This is a genomic window from Algoriphagus sp. (assembly GCF_046296635.1).
In the GTDB taxonomy this organism is placed as follows: Bacteria; Bacteroidota; Bacteroidia; order Cytophagales; family Cyclobacteriaceae; genus Algoriphagus.
The window spans coordinates 173778-188501 of sequence record NZ_JBKBKZ010000004.1 but is presented as its reverse complement, the minus strand read 5'-3'; the positions used below and the strand labels follow the sequence as shown (position 1 = coordinate 188501).

The 14724-nt window shown below is 40.5% G+C and carries 11 protein-coding genes; 8 read left to right on the top strand and 3 right to left on the bottom strand.

The window, feature by feature from the left end:
- Window positions 1–2 precede the first annotated feature (2 nt).
- Complete coding sequence (locus ACK4HU_RS05110; RefSeq protein ID WP_409803915.1) at window positions 3–1178, bottom strand: ATP-binding protein; 1176 nt, start codon at window positions 1176–1178, stop codon at window positions 3–5.
- A 404-nt stretch (window positions 1179–1582) separates the two neighbouring features.
- Between ACK4HU_RS05110 and sucD the strand changes: the two genes are divergently transcribed.
- From sucD to ACK4HU_RS05070, 8 genes are all read left to right on the top strand, one after another.
- Window positions 1583–2464 carry a succinate--CoA ligase subunit alpha gene (sucD, locus tag ACK4HU_RS05105; protein ID WP_409803913.1) on the top strand — a complete coding sequence of 294 codons (882 nt, stop codon included), beginning with the start codon at window positions 1583–1585 and terminating at the stop codon, window positions 2462–2464.
- 70 nt (window positions 2465–2534) lie between these two features.
- On the top strand, window positions 2535–4037 hold the full coding sequence (locus ACK4HU_RS05100; RefSeq protein WP_409803911.1) for a DUF294 nucleotidyltransferase-like domain-containing protein: 1503 nt from the start codon (window positions 2535–2537) through the stop codon (window positions 4035–4037).
- A 206-nt stretch (window positions 4038–4243) separates the two neighbouring features.
- Window positions 4244–6571 (top strand): glucosamine-6-phosphate isomerase, encoded by a 2328-nt coding sequence (locus ACK4HU_RS05095; RefSeq protein WP_409803909.1) that lies wholly within the window; start codon window positions 4244–4246, stop codon window positions 6569–6571.
- A gap of 100 nt (window positions 6572–6671) precedes the next feature.
- The gene (locus tag ACK4HU_RS05090; protein WP_409803907.1) at window positions 6672–7532 is read left to right on the top strand and encodes an ROK family protein; all 861 of its coding nucleotides are present in this window, start codon (window positions 6672–6674) and stop codon (window positions 7530–7532) included.
- A 412-nt stretch (window positions 7533–7944) separates the two neighbouring features.
- A complete protein-coding gene (locus ACK4HU_RS05085; RefSeq protein ID WP_409803905.1) occupies window positions 7945–8895 on the top strand; it encodes a carbon-nitrogen hydrolase family protein in 951 nt (316 codons plus the stop codon).
- A gap of 158 nt (window positions 8896–9053) precedes the next feature.
- Entirely contained in the window at window positions 9054–9929 is an 876-nt protein-coding gene (gene rhuM / locus ACK4HU_RS05080; RefSeq protein ID WP_409803903.1) for a RhuM family protein, read from the top strand.
- On the top strand, window positions 9926–10057 hold the full coding sequence (locus ACK4HU_RS05075; protein ID WP_409803901.1) for a hypothetical protein: 132 nt from the start codon (window positions 9926–9928) through the stop codon (window positions 10055–10057). Before rhuM ends, ACK4HU_RS05075 begins: the two co-directional genes overlap by 4 nt.
- A gap of 145 nt (window positions 10058–10202) precedes the next feature.
- Window positions 10203–10817, top strand: coding sequence for a DUF4230 domain-containing protein (locus ACK4HU_RS05070; protein ID WP_409803899.1), 615 nt, complete (start codon window positions 10203–10205; stop codon window positions 10815–10817).
- Window positions 10818–10886: 69 nt separating this feature from the next.
- Here ACK4HU_RS05070 and ACK4HU_RS05065 read toward each other — a convergent pair whose 3' ends face one another.
- A complete protein-coding gene (locus tag ACK4HU_RS05065; RefSeq protein ID WP_409803897.1) occupies window positions 10887–13301 on the bottom strand; it encodes an OmpA family protein in 2415 nt (804 codons plus the stop codon).
- A complete protein-coding gene (locus tag ACK4HU_RS05060) occupies window positions 13301–14485 on the bottom strand; it encodes a hypothetical protein (protein WP_409803895.1) in 1185 nt (394 codons plus the stop codon). The genes ACK4HU_RS05065 and ACK4HU_RS05060 overlap by 1 nt, the downstream gene beginning before the upstream one ends.
- Between the last annotated feature and the right edge of the window lie 239 nt (window positions 14486–14724).

Below are 14724 nucleotides of genomic sequence, written 5' to 3'. Positions count from 1 at the left end.
TCCTATTTTACTGGAACTGTCACATGAAATGTTGTGCCTTTGTCCACTTCACTTTCAAATGTAATTATACCCTCTAGAACTTCAAGGCATTTTTTGACAATGGAGAGTCCAAGGCCGGATCCTTCTACTATTCCAACATTTTTAGCACGGAAGAAGCGCTCAAACAACTTACTCTGCTCAGATTTAGGAATTCCGATTCCGCAATCAGAAATAACCGCATGAAGCTTATTCTCTTCAAAAGTTAATTTAAAGACAACCTGCTTGCTTTCCTTAGAATACTTTACAGCATTAGAGAGCAAATTTTCAAATACCTGATAAAGCAACTCCGGATCAGAAGTGATGGTTTTTGGCAGATCCCCTATTTCAGGCTTGATAGTAACATCGTTTTCTATCCCTGCTTTTACAGTATCAAGCAATTCTTTGACAAAAGCCCCGGAAAAAATCTTTTTGGGCTTAAACTCCAATTTGTTTTCATCCGATTTACCAAAGAAAAGCACACTCGTCAAAAGATTGTTTAGCGCCCTTACAGAATTCTCTATTTTAAATGCATGCTTGGTTATCTTCTGTTTGAAAGGGTGCTCCTTCTCGGCATAAATCTGTAGTAGCTGTGCCGAACTGAGAATAGATGTTAAGGGAGTTTTGAATCCATGGGACACATTTAATACAATTCGTGATTTCAGCTCGTTGATCTCGCGTTCCTTTTCCAACGCTTTGGTGAGTTCTTTATTAGCCTCGTATAGTTCGACTGTACGCTGCTTTACTTTTTCCTCCAGTTCATTATTGAGCTTTTGAAGTTCCTTTTCTTTTCGATCCTTGAAAATGGCCAATTCAATCACCATGTTCAATTCCCTGATATTGAACGGCTTAATTACATAAGCACTCGGATTGGTACCGACCACCTTGTTCAGTGTCTCGGCATCAGAGCTCGCACTGAGGTACACCACAGGGATATCATATTTTTCATTGATGATTTCTGTGGTTTTGATCCCATCCAGTTCTCCCGCGAGGTTAATATCCATCATGACAATGTCTGCCATGTTTTCTCCCAGAATCTCTATGGCCTTTTCTCCTGTATCGGCGATTCCGATGATTTGATGAGCATTTTTCTCAAGAGCCCGCTGGAGTAAAAGTGCGGAAACGGAATCGTCCTCTACGATGAGAATTTTCAGTGTGAACATGTGCTGAATCTGGGTGATATGGTGGTTTTAGGTATTTGAAATTACAAAAATTACGCTTTGGGCAAAGGAATTTCTAATGGAACTCTTATGCCTGGTATTTTTATTCCTGGATTCTGAATTTTGCCTCTATGTAACCGGGTAGAATATTTAATCCAACCAAGATATAAACCTGTACCTTCAAGTACGGTGTCAGTGCCTTTCCTTTCCTGCTAAAAGGGATCAAACATTTTACCTTGAAAATTTAGTGGGGACAACTTTCCTCTCTTCTGGCAATTTATAGTTCGATGAAAGCCCAAAAAAGATTTTTTACCAAGCTTGCCACTTCTTCAATGGATATTGTTTCGGTTTTCTTTTGTCAGCGGGTGGTTTCTCTTATTTTTGTGCCAAACTTAAAAAATCGAAGCATGAGTGTACTAGTCAATAAAAATTCCAAAGTGATCGTTCAAGGTTTTACTGGGTCTGAGGGCTCCTTTCACGCCCAGCAAATGATCGAATACGGAACAAACGTAGTCGGTGGTGTGACTCCAGGCAAAGGCGGTTCCACACATTTGGAAAGACCTGTGTTCAATTCAGTCGAAGATGCAGTTCAAAAGACAGGTGCTGATGTTTCCATTATTTTTGTTCCTCCTGCTTTTGCAGCTGACGCCATCATGGAAGCAGCAGATGCAGGCATCAAAGTGATCATCACTATCACAGAGGGCATTCCTGTTGCTGATATGATGGTAGCTAAGCCCTACATCAAAGAAAGAGGTTGCGTACTGATCGGTCCAAACTGCCCGGGTGTCATTACTCCAGGTGAAGCTAAAGTTGGTATTATGCCAGGCTTTGTATTCAAATCCGGTAGAATCGGAATTGTATCCAAATCAGGAACTTTGACTTACGAAGCTGCTGACCAAGTAGCCAAAGCTGGATTGGGCGTATCAACTGCAATCGGTATCGGTGGAGATCCAATCATCGGAACATCTACCAAACAGGCTTTAGAAATGTTGATGAATGATCCTGAGACCGACGCAATCGTTATGATCGGAGAAATTGGTGGTAACTACGAAGCTGAGGCTGCAAAATGGATCCGTGACAATGGCAACAAAAAGCCAGTAGTTGGCTTCATCGCAGGTCAGACTGCACCTCCAGGCCGTAGAATGGGCCATGCAGGCGCAATCATCGGTGGAGCGGATGATACCGCAGCTGCCAAAATCAGAATCATGAGAGAAAATGGAATCCACGTGGCAGAATCTCCAGCTGAGATCGGAGCTGTCATGGCAAAAGTGCTCGGAGTATCCATTTAAAAAAACTAAGTATTGGAAAAGCGATTTTCAAAAAAAATATAACTGCCTCGGATGAAAATTCGGGGCGGTTTTGTTTTCAGTTTACTGGAAAGCAATTCTGTTTTTGTATTTTCCGTCCATGCACAGTCCCGGTACTTTTCTGTCTGAACAATTTTATTCCAAAAACGTCCGAGATCTTCATTTCAGACATTTGAGGATGATGCGGCATAGTGATCCCGTCTATCAGTGTGCAGCATTGATGAGGCGGGAGAAAGTCAGTTGCCTTTTTATTGGAAATTCTCCCCAGGAAATTACAGGATATATCACAGATATTACCTTGAGAGACCGCTTACTCGCTGAGAGGCTCCCCGCTGAAATCCCGGTTTCCCAAATCATGGAATTTAACATGGTAAGTATTCACCCGGATAAAAGCTTGGTCGAAGCATTGATTTTGATGTTTCAAACCAAGTCCAGATATCTATTGGTGCGAGAAAATCAGGAATACATTGGCTGGATCAGCCGAACGAAAATTCTTACTGAGCAAAGTCAGGGACCTTTCATGTTTATCCAATCTGTGAAGGAAGCCAGACAAATTCCCGAGCTCCGCGAAAAATGGAATCGAATGCCTGAAATCATCCATCTCCTCAGCACGAGGGGAATGAAATCCGGTCTGATCAATCAAATCATCACTACAGTTGCCGACACCATCACCCAGCGAGTCATCGAGCGAGTTTTCAAAGATATAGGTCCGGCTCCGGCAAGATTTGTGTTTTTTGTATTTGGAAGTGAAGGGCGTGGAGAACTAACACTCAAAACTGATCAGGATAATGCCATAATTCATGAAGACAAGGCAAATGAGCACCGGGAGGAGGTCCGCACCTATTTTCTTGACTTCGCTACTCGGGTTTCCACAGCACTAGACACGATAGGGATAGTTTTTTGTGAAGGGGAAATGATGGCTATGAATCCAAAATGGACACATTCACTCTCTCATTGGAAGCGAAATTATGACATTTGGATTTCAGATGCTTCTCAGGAGACCGCCATGAATTACTCCACTTTTTTTGATTGCCGAGCAATCTATGGGGAGTTATCGCTTTTAGACGAATTGAAAAGCTATATGGGCGAATTGCTGGAAAATGCTCCTGAGCGATTTTTTATAAATCTGGGTCACAATGCACTTCAATATGAACCGCCATTGACCTTTTTCCGAAAAATCAAAACAGAAGAGATTGATGGGGAAAAGCAGTTGAACCTTAAGCAAACGATGAGACCCATTGTGGATTTGGCAAGGGTGTATGCGCTCAAGCACCGGATTTTTGAGACAAATACAGCTAACCGCATCGCATTATTGAAGGAAAAGGGAGTTTTCTCCGACAAAGAAGCTCAAGAACTGATTCATGCTTTTGATTACCTGATGAGCATTAGACTCGAAAATCAAACACTTTCAATCCTGGATCAAAACCGTAAACCGAAGAACTTCCTCAAGATCAAAGCACTCACCAAAGTTCAACAAGTTACCCTAATTGAAATTTTTAAAGTTATTGAAGAATTCCAGTCTAGAATCAAATTATCCTTTACCCGAACCCTATAATTTTCTGCTTGATTTAATACTTTTATAATTTTTTTATAGAAGTTGTTTTTTATTCACCAAAGTTTTTTATTTTTGTATGGAAGAATAAATTGCAGTTGAAGCCGAGATAATATTTGGAACATGCTGGATTTAAGGCTCCATAAAATTTGGAATGCAATCAGAATCAAAACAATAAAACCTTACACAACCTAAACTGTCCCATCAGTATGCTAAGTAAGTATCCCCTATCCGAAGTAGAAAAAGCCTTTTTAACTGAATCTGGAGCAGAAAAAATCTCAACACTGATTCCTTACCTCACGGTTGACAACTTTCCTAAACTCGGTTTGCTCACAGCTTGCCGCTTTTTGGAATGGGTAGCAGCCAACCCGGAAGGTGTAATAAGTTTGCCAACCGGAAAAACACCAGAGTTTTTTATCAAATGGACTCAATACCTACTCGAAAACTGGGACAGCAAGAAGGGCAAAGATGTGCGAGAAAAATACGGATTAGGGAATACCAAAAAGCCGGTTCTGAAGGATTTGACATTTGTCCAGATTGACGAATTCTATCCTATCTCGGCTTCTCAACACAATAGCTTCTACGACTACGTCAATAAATTCTATATCAATGGGTTCGGCCTCTCTAAGGAAAAAGCGATTCTAATCAACTCGGATGAGATTCCATTGGCAAATGGACTACATTTCAGGGAAATTTTTCCTGACTTGAAAGTAGATCTTTCCCTTAGATTCCGCGATCCAGTCAGTGATCTGGAAAGACTTCAACAGCAATCCATTTATAAAATTGATCAGTGGTGCGGCGAATATGAGCAGCGAATTCGGGACAAAGGGGGTATTGGATTTTTTCTAGGGGGCATTGGTCCCGACGGGCATATCGCATTCAACACCCGTGGATCACACCTTTTCTCTGTAACCCGTCTTACCGACACCAACTTTGAAACTCAGGCAGTAGCCGCAGGAGATCTAGGCGGAATAGAGGTTTCATCCAACCGACTTGTCATCACGATCGGCTTGGAAACCATCGTGTATAATCCAGAAGCTGTGGGAATAATCATTGCGGCGGGTGAAGCCAAAGCCGGAATTGTAAAGGATTCCCTGGAAACGAAGATGAACAACGTGTACCCGGGCACTGTACTTCAAAAGCTAAAAAATGGGCGATTCTACCTTACAAAAGGCGCTGCTGTAAAGCTCACAGACTCCATGGACGCTTACTATCAAAAGGGTGAATGGACCTATGAGAAAACGGAGCGTGCGGTGATCGACCTTTGTAAAAAACTAAATAAATATGGCCATCGAATAAAGATTGAAGACCTCAAAGCTGATAAGTACACCAAACTGATCCCCGGTCTTTCAGAAGATACAGTCAATCAGGTCATGAAAAGTACTGAAGCAAAATTGGCCAAAGGACTCGAGCCTGAAAGCAACGAAGTACTACTTCATACAGGACCTCACCACGATGATATTTCTTTAGGAATCCTTCCTCACATCACCAACCAACTGAGTGAACCGACCAATGAAGCACACTTCTCCGTGTTGACTTCAGGATTCACAGCAGTGACCAATACTTTCGTAATCGACACACTCCAGCACACCAAAAAACTGTTGGATGATGGCAAAATCCAGATGGTCAATTACGAGGACTTCTTTGATGTAGGGTTCAGCCTTAAGACGGACAAAGATGTCTATCACTTCCTTACCAATGTCGCTTCTGAAAATCTCGATGCCAGAAAGCGGGGACTTTGCCATCGCGTGGTGAGAGCTTTGGTCATTGTCTATGAAGTGAAAAATAGAACCCAACTCCGAGAGACTATCAATGATGTAATCAGTATACTGAAAAACTCATACGACGGGGAGAAGAATCCATCAAAAATCCAAAGGCTTAAAGGAATGATCCGGGAGTTTGAGGAGGAATTGGTATGGGCTCACTTTGGCGTGCAGGTGAAAAATGTGCACCACCTTAGACTCGGTTTTTACACCGGAGACATCTTCACCGAGCAGCCCGACAAAACCCGAGATGTGGAACCTATCGTGGACATGTTCAGAAAAATCAAACCGACCAAGATTAGTCTGACCCTCGATCCGGAAGGTTCAGGTCCCGACACCCATTACAAAGTCCTTCAAGCCACAGCCGAGGCGGTAAAGAAATGGGGTGAAGAACATGATACCAGTAAACTGAGAATCCTCGGCTATCGAAATGTCTGGTTCAAATTTGAACCTCATGAAGCAAATGTGATTGTCCCTGTTTCTCTCGGCGATATGTCTGTAATGGAGGATTCTTTCTCCAACTGTTACTTAAGTCAGGTGAATGCCTCATTCCCAAGCTATTCTCACAATGGTAAATTCAGTACAGTTGCCAAGCGAATTTGGGTACGTCAGTTAAATGACATACAGCTTTTGCTAGGTAAAAACTATTTTTACCTACATGAGCGAGCTAAAGTAAGGGCAAGTCACGGCCTGATTTTCTTCCGAGACATGAATGTGGATGAGTTCCTAGCCACTGCCCAAGAACTGGAGAAGTCGATTGAAGGCATGCTTTAAATAAAAATATAATTTCAAACCTATGTTGAAAGCGGCCGGGAAATTTCCCGGCGGCTTTATTTATTAAATCTATCGATCAACCCACAATTGCCCAAAGCGAATGGAAAAAGCCATTTTAGGATTAGATATCGGGGGTACTGGAATCAAGGGAGGAATCCTGATCAAAGGACATCTGGAAGACATTCGCGCTATCCCCACTCCTTCACAGGAAAGTCAGACGTTCATCCTTGAGACCATTGCAGCTTTTATCGAAACTTATTCTCAATATGAGTTTGTAGGGATCGGTATTGGAATACCAGGCTTGGTAGATACTAAGGAAGGCATCGTCTTGGGATTAGCCAATATCCCTTCTTTTCAGCATGTGGAATTAAAAAAGTTTCTGACGGAGAGATTTTCAAAACCGGTTTTTATTAACAATGATGCAAATTGTTTTGCTATTGGAGTGCATAAATATGGGGTGGGAAAACCTTATAAAAACCTGGTGGGAATCACACTCGGAACCGGAACAGGGGGTGGAATAGTGATCAATGGACAATTGTACTCCGGACTTTTTTCAGCTGCAGGCGAGTGGTGCGGGGCGCCCTATTTAGATCATAATTATGAATTTTATTGCTCTGGAAAGTTTTTTCATAATTTCTACCATTCAAAGCCAAAAGCTTTAGCCAAACTGGCGTTGACTGGCGATCCAATTGCCATGGAGGCCTTTGATGAGTTTGGGAGGCATTTGGGCGAACTGCTAAAAATGATCATGTACTCTTTGGCTCCAGAGGCAATAGTTTTGGGAGGATCGATACGGAAGACATATCCACTGTTTAAAAAATCACTTTTAAAGACCTTGGAAACATTCGCCTATCCAGCCGTCTTGGAAAATCTGAAAATTCTAATCTCCGAATTGGACGAAACTGCGATTCACGGTGCTGTTGCACTTGTAGATGTGGAAGAGAAAATGGTAATAATATAAAAAAATTGGTTTAATAAGTAAAAAAAGGCGATTTCTAAGAGATCGCTTTTTTTCGTTTTTGAATCTCAATGTTCCAAACAGACAAAAAATCTGTGATAATCCGTGTCATCTGTGAGCCTTTTTCGGAATTTGCCCCGCTTAAGGACTGGTTCTTTATTTCAGAAAGCTGCCTCATAATTCCAAGATGGAAATTTGAATAAATCTTTTCAAAGCAAAAAATCTGTGATAATCCGTGTCATCTGTGAGCCTTTTTCGGAATTTGCCCCGCTTAATCACTTGTTCTCTATTTCAGAAAGCTCCCTCATAATTCCAAGATGGAAATTTGAATAAATCTTTTCAAAGCAAAAAATCTGTGGTAATCCGTGTCATCTGTGAGCCCTTTACCTATTTTCGATTCCCAAATTAAATATCAATGCCCAATCACCTCCTCAAAGTCGCCCTTGCCCAAATCGCCCCAGTCTGGCTGGACAAAAAAGCCACGATAGAAAAAGTCAAGACTACTATCAACGAAGCAGCCGAAAATAAAGCGGAACTGATCGTCTTCGGCGAAGGTCTTATCCCCGGGTATCCTTGGTGGCTGTCAATCACTCATTCTGCTGCTTGGGACAACCGAATCCAAAAGGAAATCCATGCCCACTATACTAGAAATGCAATTCAAATCGAATCGGGTGACCTGAAAGAAATCCAAGAATTAGCAATCAAGCATAAGATCGCAATTTATCTTGGGATCATCGAGCGACCTCAGGATCGTGGCGGCCACAGTCTCTATTGTTCCTTAGTCTATATTAATCAGCAAGGCGAAATCTGTTCCGTTCATCGCAAACTCCAACCTACTTATGACGAGCGGCTAACTTGGTCCCCAGGAGATGGAAATGGACTTCAGACACATCCGCTTAAAAGCTTTACTGTTGGAGGATTAAATTGCTGGGAAAATTGGATGCCTTTGGCGCGGACTGCTCTGTATGGCTTGGGAGAAAACCTCCACATCGCAGTTTGGCCTGGATCGGTAAGAAACACTGAGAACATCTCCCGAATGATTGCTCAGGAAGGGCGCTCCTTTGTGATTTCAGTTTCAAGTTTGATGCGGAAAAGTGATTTCACTACGAACACACCTCATTTAGATATAATTCTGGAAAACTGCCCCGAGATCTTAGGAAATGGAGGGAGCTGTTTAGCAGGACCGGATGGAAAGTGGATTCTTGAACCTGTGGCCGATCGAGAAGAAATCTTTTATCAAACCTTGGATTTTAATCGGGTATTGGAAGAGCGACAAAACTTTGATCCTGTCGGACACTATTCCCGGCCGGATGTTTTGGAACTAAAAGTGAATCGGGAGCGGCAGCGTGGTGTGAGGTATGAGTAAAAGAGAGAAGTGATCGGCTTCAATTACTTAAGAAACTTCTCTGACAATTTCTTCCCTTCTCGGCAAGAAGGCTTTTCCTTCTCGTCCAATCTGATATCTTTAAGATTCAGTTTTTTGGCATTTGATTGCCTTTGTTATCAATTAAAAGACTGATGTAAATGAAGGATGAAATCATTTTATATCGCCCTGATGAGGTTGCCGAGCATATTGAAGTCAGAATTGACGAAAAAAAAGAAACCATTTGGCTAACTCAACAACAAATAGCTGATTTATTTGGCACGCAACGACCTGCTATCACTAAGCACTTGGGCAATATTTTTAAATCTGGGGAATTAGACGAAGATGTGGTTAGTTCCATTTTGGAACATACCACACCACACGGAGCTATCAAAGGTAAAACCCAAAAGGCGAGAGTAAGATATTACAATATTGATGCAGTGTTATCTGTGGGGTATAGAGTAAATTCTATCCGAGCCACACAGTTTCGTATTTGGGCAACTAGGGTGCTGAAAGATTACTTATTGAAAGGTTATGCCATTAACAACCGAATGAACCGGTTAGAAGACAATCTAGAAAACCTGAACAAAAAAGTAAACCAAATAGATCTTCAGATAAACACCCACCTCATCCCTACTCAGGGCGTCTTTTTAGATGGACAAGTATTCGATCCCTACGCACTCACCTCCAAAATCATCCGATCTGCGAGAAAGAACATTATTCTGATAGATAACTACATAGATGAAAACACACTTACGCAACTATCAAAAAAGGAAAAGGACGTCAAGGTGCTACTCCTTACCAAAAACATCAGTAAATCTCTCAGCTTGGATGTACAAAAAGCTAATGCGCAATTTGGTCACTTTGAGCTAAAAGAATTTACTAAAAGTCACGACCGCTTTTTGATCATCGATTCAGAAGAAGTCTATCATTTGGGGGCTTCATTGAAGGATTTGGGTAAGAAATGGTTTGCCTTTTCTAAACTCAATAAAAGTTCCATTGAAAATATGTTAAACTCAATTTTGGAATTGATATGAAATCAAGCATGACGAGTATGCCACACACTGGGATGAATATCCACCATGCGAAACTGGGAGAAGTTGGCGGAATCAGCAAACTGTTTATTCACTTTCAGAAGGATTTGTATCAAGGGTCGGTGGCGTAATTTTTCGACATCTTTCAAAGTAAAATGGTCGTTTGATTAGATATGATTTACAAATACCCTCCCTCAGTTGAAAAAGTAATTGCTCTCGACAAATGGCATCCTTTCATTTCCCCCGATTTCACGATTTTAATTTTTAAGTTTGGACATGAATAGATTTGGATTCGGGTTTCTTATAGCTTTGGTTTTGTTTGCGGGGTTTTGGTTTTTCTATCAAGGAAAGCAGGAGCGGGAAGAGTTGAGGGCAAGTTCGGAATTGATCCAAAAACAAGTCCAGCAAGTAGGTAAACTGATCGTCACGGAAGGATATTATTCCAAGGTTTTCACGTTCAAAAACTCCCAAAACCTCTTTTTAAATATTTGGAAATCGGATAAAAAGGCCTTGGTGGTAGTCAATGCAAAAGCAACTGTGGAGTATGACCTGCGCCAACTCCAAGTGGAAATTGACGAGGCAAACAAAACACTGATCCTGAAGAAAATCCCCGATCCCGTCCTAAACATTTATCCCGACATTGAATATTACGATGTGACTCAGGATTATTTCAATTCTTTCGAAGCGAAGGATTACAACAAAATCAAAAATTCAGTCACAGCCCAAATCAGAACTCAAATTGAAAAATCGGACCTGATGGAAAATTCACGTGAAAGGCTGATGGTAGAACTGACAAACCTTTTTGTCCTCACCAAATCCATGGAATGGACGTTGATGTATCAGGAAAAAATCATCGAAAGCCGCGAGGAATTAGAATTAATTAAAAAATAATCCACCATAGTTGACTATCCTCAGTCGATACATTTGGATTTCAGGTTTTTCTAAGATCGGTTATCACCATTAAAATGGGTCATCTAATTTTTCTTGAAAATCCTCACTAGCGGATTGTACTCTTACCTCTACCCTGCGGTCTTTTTCGGCAGATGTTTTTTTTGTGCCTCTGATTACCTGTCCACCAGATTCCAATTGAATTCGCACTTCCGGTATGTCATATTTCGACTGTAATATTTTTGCGATGCTTGCCATTCGTTCATCTGCCAGTTTGAGATTATATGTCAAACTACCGGTATTGTCGGCGAAGCCGGAAAGCACAAAATAGAGATTTTCCTGACTTTCAAAAAATTCTACTAACTCTTCTAATTTCTGAATCTCAGCTTCACTAGGGACCTTTTGATTTATGGCAAAATACAGGCTCGCTTTCCCCGGTAATAATCTTACTACCCCCTCCTTCGTCAAATACACCGTATCAGTCATTTTAAATGATTGAAGTTGGGGTGAAAGGTTAAGCCTCTGGAAATTTAAGTCATAAGACTTGTCAGTCACAAAATTTGAGTCCAAATAAGTGGAATCTGTGTGTGTAGGTAAAAGAAGCAAAGAATCTTTAGAAGCTTCTGATGATGAATTTCCAGCACTTTGATTTCCTACTGCAGTTCCCGCTGCGAAAGCCCCACCAGTTAGTAATAACCTGTCCCTCGCCTGATTATTGGATCTCTCATTCCGTTTATCGGGTAGATCTGTTTTTTTGGACTCGCTAGATTGTACTTGGACTGTTTCCCTGATAATTGTTTGTCTTTGTTCTGATTGAATTGGTTTACCAGTTTTGGATTCTTCTTTATCCAAAAGAGCCTGATCTAGAAGTAGTCGTAAATTTTGATTTTCAGCTTTCACTCTTAAAATTTCCTCAATGTCAATCAAGGCATTGGGCTCTTCAGATGAACCCCTTTGATTCATACTTGAAACACTATCTGTTTGCAATGCAGCATTATTTGACAGCATTTTATTTTCAATTATGACGGAGTCAGAATAAAACAATTCACCCTTTTCGGAAATCGTATCTTCATCAACCAAACCCCGATTAAATTTTTCCTCCATTTTATTTTCAGGTGCGAAGAAATATTTTTTCAATCGTGAAATACTATCGATTTCGTTTTTAATTTCAAATTCCCTTCTATTTATTGAATCCAAACTATATCTAAGATCAAATTGGCCTTTAATTGCAGCAGCACGAATTGAATCGGCAAAATCTTCAGTTCGACTTTCATTTTGAATCAAGGAATCTAACCACAACCGACTGGATTGCTGGATTTCCAAAAGTGTTTTTCTTCTGTTTTCTATTGCTCTGAGGTAATTTTCACGTTTAGAAATAGCCTGTTCTAAGTCTACCAGCAGGAGTTTTTGAGAAAGACTGTCAACCCGGAGCTTGTCATTCTTTTGAGACAATTCCAATTGACTCATCCGACGAATCAGCACTGAATCAGAAGTACTCTGATCTTGTTCAGCTGATTCAATACTTCCCTTCTTTTTGGTGCTAGAATAAGATGGTAAAAATGTACTTATGCGAGGGGCTTTGAAGGTTCTTTTACTTACTCCTAAATTATATTTTAAACCAACTGAATGATAGATAACCCAATCATTCAATCCATTTGGATTCCCACGCCAAGTTTGACCTGGAATTACGGGAATTGAGTTTGGATTTGCAGCGTATTCCTGAAAATCATTTGTGTAATCTCCACGATATTTTCCACTGACATCATCTAGATGATCACTGAATGTGAACATAATCTCACTTTCAGCAAACAATTCAAACCTTTTTGTCAACCGAATGCTAAATCCCAGTCCAAAGTTTGAGTAAAAAGCATGCAAAGGATATGGTCCTTCAGTTTGAACTTCTGCCAAGTTTGTTTCATAAATACCATCATGGATCGCTCGCAATGAGGAATAATCATAACGCTGGCCTCGACGATTCAAAAGATCTCCTCTAACCTGGAAATCTAAGAAGCCAACTCCCAAATTAAAATATGGACTAATCCAGGAATTGGCTGGTAGTAATCTGCCATTATTTGCCTTAAAAACTAATCCTAACCCATAACTACGGGATTGATTTTGAAAATTTAGCCCACGTGAAAAGTTAGGTGCGTCATTCCATATTGTCCCATCTTTTCGAATAAACCGGTCACTTGCTCCGAAAGTATATTGACCATAGGCCAAACTTAGCCCTATTGTAGGTGAAAGTGCTCGCTCTACTGTAATCTTAAAAGATGGTTTTTCTACGTAGTTTGGATTATATTCGAAAAGTTGCCCAAAAGCCTTTCCATTGGATAATCCTCGGATCGTATAGGGACTTAAGTCTCCATAATAATTGGAATACCCTCCACTGATTCCAATTCTCCAATCAAAATCACTCCTTTGTCCAATTACAGGTATCGAAAGGGTAAGTAAAATTACCCAACAAATAATTTGAAAGAACCTCATCATTATCTCCTGTCTTTTAAGCCTAACCATAGATTGAGCTCCAAACTAATGCTCGCAAATGGTTGAAAATAGGTAGTCTTTTTTGGAGTCGGCCCGAAACCTTGACCCTGAAGCATTACAGTGCCTACATTGAGCCTAAACACCTCGAAAACTTTATATCCTAACCCAGCATAAATCGGTAAGCCAATCAAGTCACCTCTAAGGCTTTCCCCATTTGCAGATTCAAAATTGGTCAGGATCACTCCCGTAGAAAATGAAGCATTTCCCAGAAACTTCGTGAAGGTTTTGTTACCAAAGGGAATAGAAATGCCTAGGGCGGGGCCATGTAAATATTCTGTAGAAGGTTGATTTCTCTTGAAAGGAACCGTGGCATAACCAAAATTGATGGGTATTGAATTGGGTTTGGCTTCAGTGGGAAAATTGGCGACAGTTCTCAAATCGACAAGACTAAAAAGACTATTTTGGAGGTATTGACCTATTTCATTGTGAACTACGGCGACTAATTCATCGATGTATTGATTGGCGTAAATAGCCCGACTATCATCTGATTTATCGTTGGATTTATTTTTTCTAAGGATATTTAAGTTTGCTCTCTTGAGTTTCATTCGATCCTTTTGCCCTATTTTTTGTCGAATCACCTCACTAAATCCCTGAAATTCCCTTCCCAGAAAATGTTGATAGTCCACCAAACCTTGAGTGACAATTTGGTTCATTTGGGAGATCATCACCGCATCTGCGACGTTCGATTTTATACCGGAAGGTGCCACTTCAAAATTTGCCCGAATGTAGGCCTCTAGATTTTGTTGTATCGCACCTGAGACATATTCCATTTGGTCTTCATCAGCTCTGGAAAAAAAACTAAATTCCAAATCATAGGAATCATTGTTTCTCAATGGCTCCGAAACAAACAACTCATAAGTACTGGTGGGAAAATCAAAAGCCTTTTTCCACTCATAGATATTCTTTGATTTATCATTTTTCCCGGACTTCTTTACAGCCACTTGAACCATCAAAATACCCTCTGGAAGTTGTCCATTGATTAGAAATGATTCTTCGGAAGGAATGGGGACATTATTATTGATAATGTTTCGCTCAACTTCATAAGTTACTGTCCGGATTTGGGCTTGAGCTGGGATATAATTCAAAGAAAAAAAACTTAAAAAGCTGAAAATTAAAATATTTTTCATAAATCTATAAATTAAGGTTATCAACTTATCTAACCTCAAAAAATCGTTAAAGGTTTACTAAACAAACTACTATGCCTTTCTTATTTCAATAAGATATTTAAACTGTCTTCTAAGTCTCTTTTTCTCAGCCAGATCTGTGGTAAAAAATCTTTGCGCACCTTCGCGTCCTTCGTGGTTAAATCCAGAAAGCTTTAGCTTTTCTCTGTGTCCTTGAAAAAGGTCTGAAATCTCCCACACAA

Coding starts and splice junctions, on each gene's coding strand:
- ACK4HU_RS05095 (WP_409803909.1), top strand. CDS start 4,244: ATGCTAAGTAAGTATCCCCTATCCGAAGTAGAAAAAGCCTTTTTAACT.
- ACK4HU_RS05065 (WP_409803897.1), bottom strand. CDS start 13,301: ATGATGAGGTTCTTTCAAATTATTTGTTGGGTAATTTTACTTACCCTT.
- ACK4HU_RS05060 (WP_409803895.1), bottom strand. CDS start 14,485: ATGAAAAATATTTTAATTTTCAGCTTTTTAAGTTTTTTTTCTTTGAAT.
- ACK4HU_RS05085 (WP_409803905.1), top strand. CDS start 7,945: ATGCCCAATCACCTCCTCAAAGTCGCCCTTGCCCAAATCGCCCCAGTC.
- ACK4HU_RS05075 (WP_409803901.1), top strand. CDS start 9,926: ATGAAATCAAGCATGACGAGTATGCCACACACTGGGATGAATATCCAC.
- ACK4HU_RS05110 (WP_409803915.1), bottom strand. CDS start 1,178: ATGTTCACACTGAAAATTCTCATCGTAGAGGACGATTCCGTTTCCGCA.
- rhuM (WP_409803903.1), top strand. CDS start 9,054: ATGAAGGATGAAATCATTTTATATCGCCCTGATGAGGTTGCCGAGCAT.
- ACK4HU_RS05090 (WP_409803907.1), top strand. CDS start 6,672: ATGGAAAAAGCCATTTTAGGATTAGATATCGGGGGTACTGGAATCAAG.
- ACK4HU_RS05070 (WP_409803899.1), top strand. CDS start 10,203: ATGAATAGATTTGGATTCGGGTTTCTTATAGCTTTGGTTTTGTTTGCG.
- sucD (WP_409803913.1), top strand. CDS start 1,583: ATGAGTGTACTAGTCAATAAAAATTCCAAAGTGATCGTTCAAGGTTTT.